The sequence below is a fragment of the Cellvibrio sp. genome (genome assembly GCF_053579595.1).
Window position 1 is genome coordinate 3,654 of record NZ_JBRFPI010000248.1, and the last position, 3,301, is coordinate 6,954.

A 3,301-nucleotide genomic window follows, 5' to 3' on the forward strand; every position below is an offset into this window, starting at 1 on the left:
GCGATTGGCAAATTGCCAGTTGGTTGTGGCCGCGTGTACCGGGCGCCAATGGCCAGCGGCTGGCGAATCCGCTGTCGGCCTTGTCGCGCTGGAAAATCGCCGACAATTTGCTGCGCAGCCTTGCACCCGTGGCATTGCTGTTGTTGTTATTGATCGGTTGGACACTGGTGCCCGCCCCCGAACTTTGGACGCTTGCCGCACTGGGGATCATTTTGTTGCCACCGATTCTGGTGACCCTGGTTGATGCACTGCGCAAGCCGCGCGAGATATTTCTGGCGGAACATTTGGCCGCTGTATTCGCTAATGCGCGGCGCCATTTTCTGCAGGCGCTGTTCCGTATTAGCTGTTTGCCCCATGAAGCCTGTTTTAGTCTGACGGCGATTCTGCGCAGCCTGTGGCGCTTGTGGTGTGCACCGGGATTGCTGCTGGAATGGTGTGCTTCGGCTGAGCAGGAACGCAAAACCAAGGGCAGTTTGCTGGCGAGTTGGGACCTGCTGTGGTCGGCGCCGGTTATTGCTCTGGCGGTAACTGCTGCGCTGGTGATATTGCAACCCACCGCCTTGTCCAGCGCAGCGCCGCTGTTGGTGTTGTGGTTTATCGCACCCGTCAGCGTGTGGTGGCTAGGTCTGCCGCTGGAGCGGAAAGAGGCGAGTTTATCTGAGCAACAAACCCTGTTTTTACGCAAGATTGCGCGTAAAACCTGGGCCTATTTTGAGCGGTTTGTGGTGGCGGAAGACAACTGGTTACCGCCCGATAACTTTCAGGAAAATCCCGGCCCGGTGATTGCGCATCGCACTTCGCCAACGAATATCGGGCTGGCGCTGCTGGGCAATCTATCGGCTTACGATTTTGGTTTCATCTCCGCCAATGTGTTTCTCGAGCGCACGGCCAATACCTTTGGCAGTATGGGCAAGCTGGAGCGCCACCGCGGCCATTTTTTTAATTGGTACGACACCCTCAGCTTGCGTCCCTTGCCGCCGCGCTACATTTCCGCAGTGGATAGCGGCAACCTCGCCGGGCATTTGCTGACCCTGCGCGCCGGATTAGTGGCGCTGCCTGAGCAAAAAATTCCGCATGGCAGAGTCTTTAAGGGCCTGGCGGATACGCTCGCGGTGCTGACTGATAGCTTGCAAGTTGCCCATCTCGAAGAAGAGTTGCCGAATGCGGTTCAGGCGGGAATTTTCCGCATGCGCAGCTTGCTGAATGCAGCCTGTGTTCACGCGCATCACGAGCATGCCGTTAACTTGCCGTCGCTCTTGCATTGCCTTGAATCGGTAGTGAATGCGGCGGTCAGTATCAATGCCTATTTATCGATGCAACCCAATGTAAAGCTCGCGGTGAGTGGTGCCTTGCTGAACGATATGCTCGGCGCAGAGACTTTGGGCTATGAAGCCAAAACCTGGGGTGCCTCCCTGGCACAGCAGAGCCGCGCCGCATTGGATGAGCTTATGTACTATGCGCCATGGTTGGGTTTGCGTGCGCCGCCGCCAGCGCTGGGCGGTTTTGTGGCTGGCCTTACGATTGTGGCGCAAGGTATCAATTTGAATGCGATTCCCTCACTGCGCAGCCTCGCCGGTTACAGCCAGAGTCTGGTGCCGCTATTGGATGCACAGCTGCTGCGGCCGGGCACGGTGCCGGAGCGGGAATGGCTGCTGGAGTTGCGCGGGTTAATTACCCTTGCCAGTGAGCGCGCCAGTGCGCACATTGCCACCTGTATGGAGCTGGCCGCACAAGCCCATGAGTTTGCGGCGATGGAATATGGTTTTCTCTATGACCGCACCCGCCACCTCATCGCCGTGGGTTACAACCTCGACGATTATCGCCGCGACAACAGCTTTTACGACCTGCTCGCTTCGGAAGCGCGCCTGTGTAATTTCGTCGCCATCGCCCAGGGTCAGGTACCGCAAGAGAGTTGGTTTGCGCTGGGGCGTTTGCGCACCATGGCTGAAGGGGAGCCGGTGTTGATGTCCTGGAGCGGCTCCATGTTTGAATACTTGATGCCGATGCTGGTAATGCCCAGCTATGAAGGTACTTTGCTCAACCAAACCTGCCGGGCCGCCGTTGCCCGTCAGATCGCCTATGGCAAACAGCGCGGTCTGCCTTGGGGGATCTCGGAATCCGGTTATCACACCTTTGATGCCAGCCTGAATTACCAGTATCACGCCTTTGGTGTACCCGGGTTGGGATTCAAACGCGGCTTGGGGGAGGATTCGGTCATTTCTCCCTATGCTTCAGTGATGGCCTTGATGGTCGCGCCCGAAGCGGCCTGTGAAAATCTGGAGCGGCTTGCCAGCAATGGTGTGGAAGGGCGCTTCGGATTCTATGAAGCGGTGGACTATACCCCCTCACGCTTGGCGCGGGGTCAGACCAGTGCCTGCGTGCGCTCGTTTATGGTTCATCATCAGGGCATGAGTTTGCTGGCGCTGGGTTACTTATTATTGGATCGCCCAATGCAGCGCCGGTTTGAAGCTGACCCGCTGTTACAGGCGACTTTGCTGTTATTGCAGGAGCGCATTCCCAAGGCATCGGTGCTGCATACCCATGTGGCCGACCACGCCGATGGCGCCGCTATATTTGATCAGGTCGAAACCGCTAGCTACGCACCTTTGGAAGCCGATACTCCGACACCGGAAGTTCAGCTCTTATCCAACGGCCGCTATCAGGTGATGGTCACCAATGCAGGTGGTGGTTATAGCCGCTGGAAAGACTTGGCTGTGACCCGCTGGCGCGAAGATGCGACACGGGACAGCTGGGGCATGTTCGTTTATTTGCGCGATGCGGCGACTAGCGAGTTCTGGTCGGCAAGCCATCAACCCACGCTCAAGCGCGCTGATAATTACGAGGCGATGTTCTCCGAAGGTCGCGCCGAATTCCGCCGCCGCGACCACGACATCGAAACCTATACCGAGTTGGTCGTCTCCCCTGAGGACGACATAGAGCTGCGCCGTCTGCGCATTACCAACCGCTCGTCGCGCACACGCACACTGGAGTTGACCAGCTACGCCGAAGTGGTGCTGGCGTTGCCCGCCGCCGATGCCACCCAAACCGCGTTTGGTAATTTGTTTGTGCAGACGGAAATTTTGCCAGAGCGACGGGCGTTACTGTGCACCCGCCGCCCGCGTTCGGTAGGTGAGCACACGCCCTGGATGTTCCATTTGCTATCGACTAATGGCAGTCCGGTGGATCAAATTTCCTATGAAACTGATCGCCTGCGTTTTACCGGCCGTGGTCGCACCTTGATGGCGCCGCAAGCAGTTACCGACGGCCGCGAACTCTCTGGCAGCCAAGGCTCGGTGCTCGA

Annotated in this window: 1 protein-coding gene; it reads left to right on the plus strand. The window is 58.0% G+C overall.

The window, feature by feature from the left end:
* Nucleotides 1–3,301, plus strand: a 3,301-nt coding sequence (locus ACWA6V_RS14650) for a glucoamylase family protein (RefSeq protein ID WP_449523187.1), incomplete at both ends; no start/stop codon positions are given.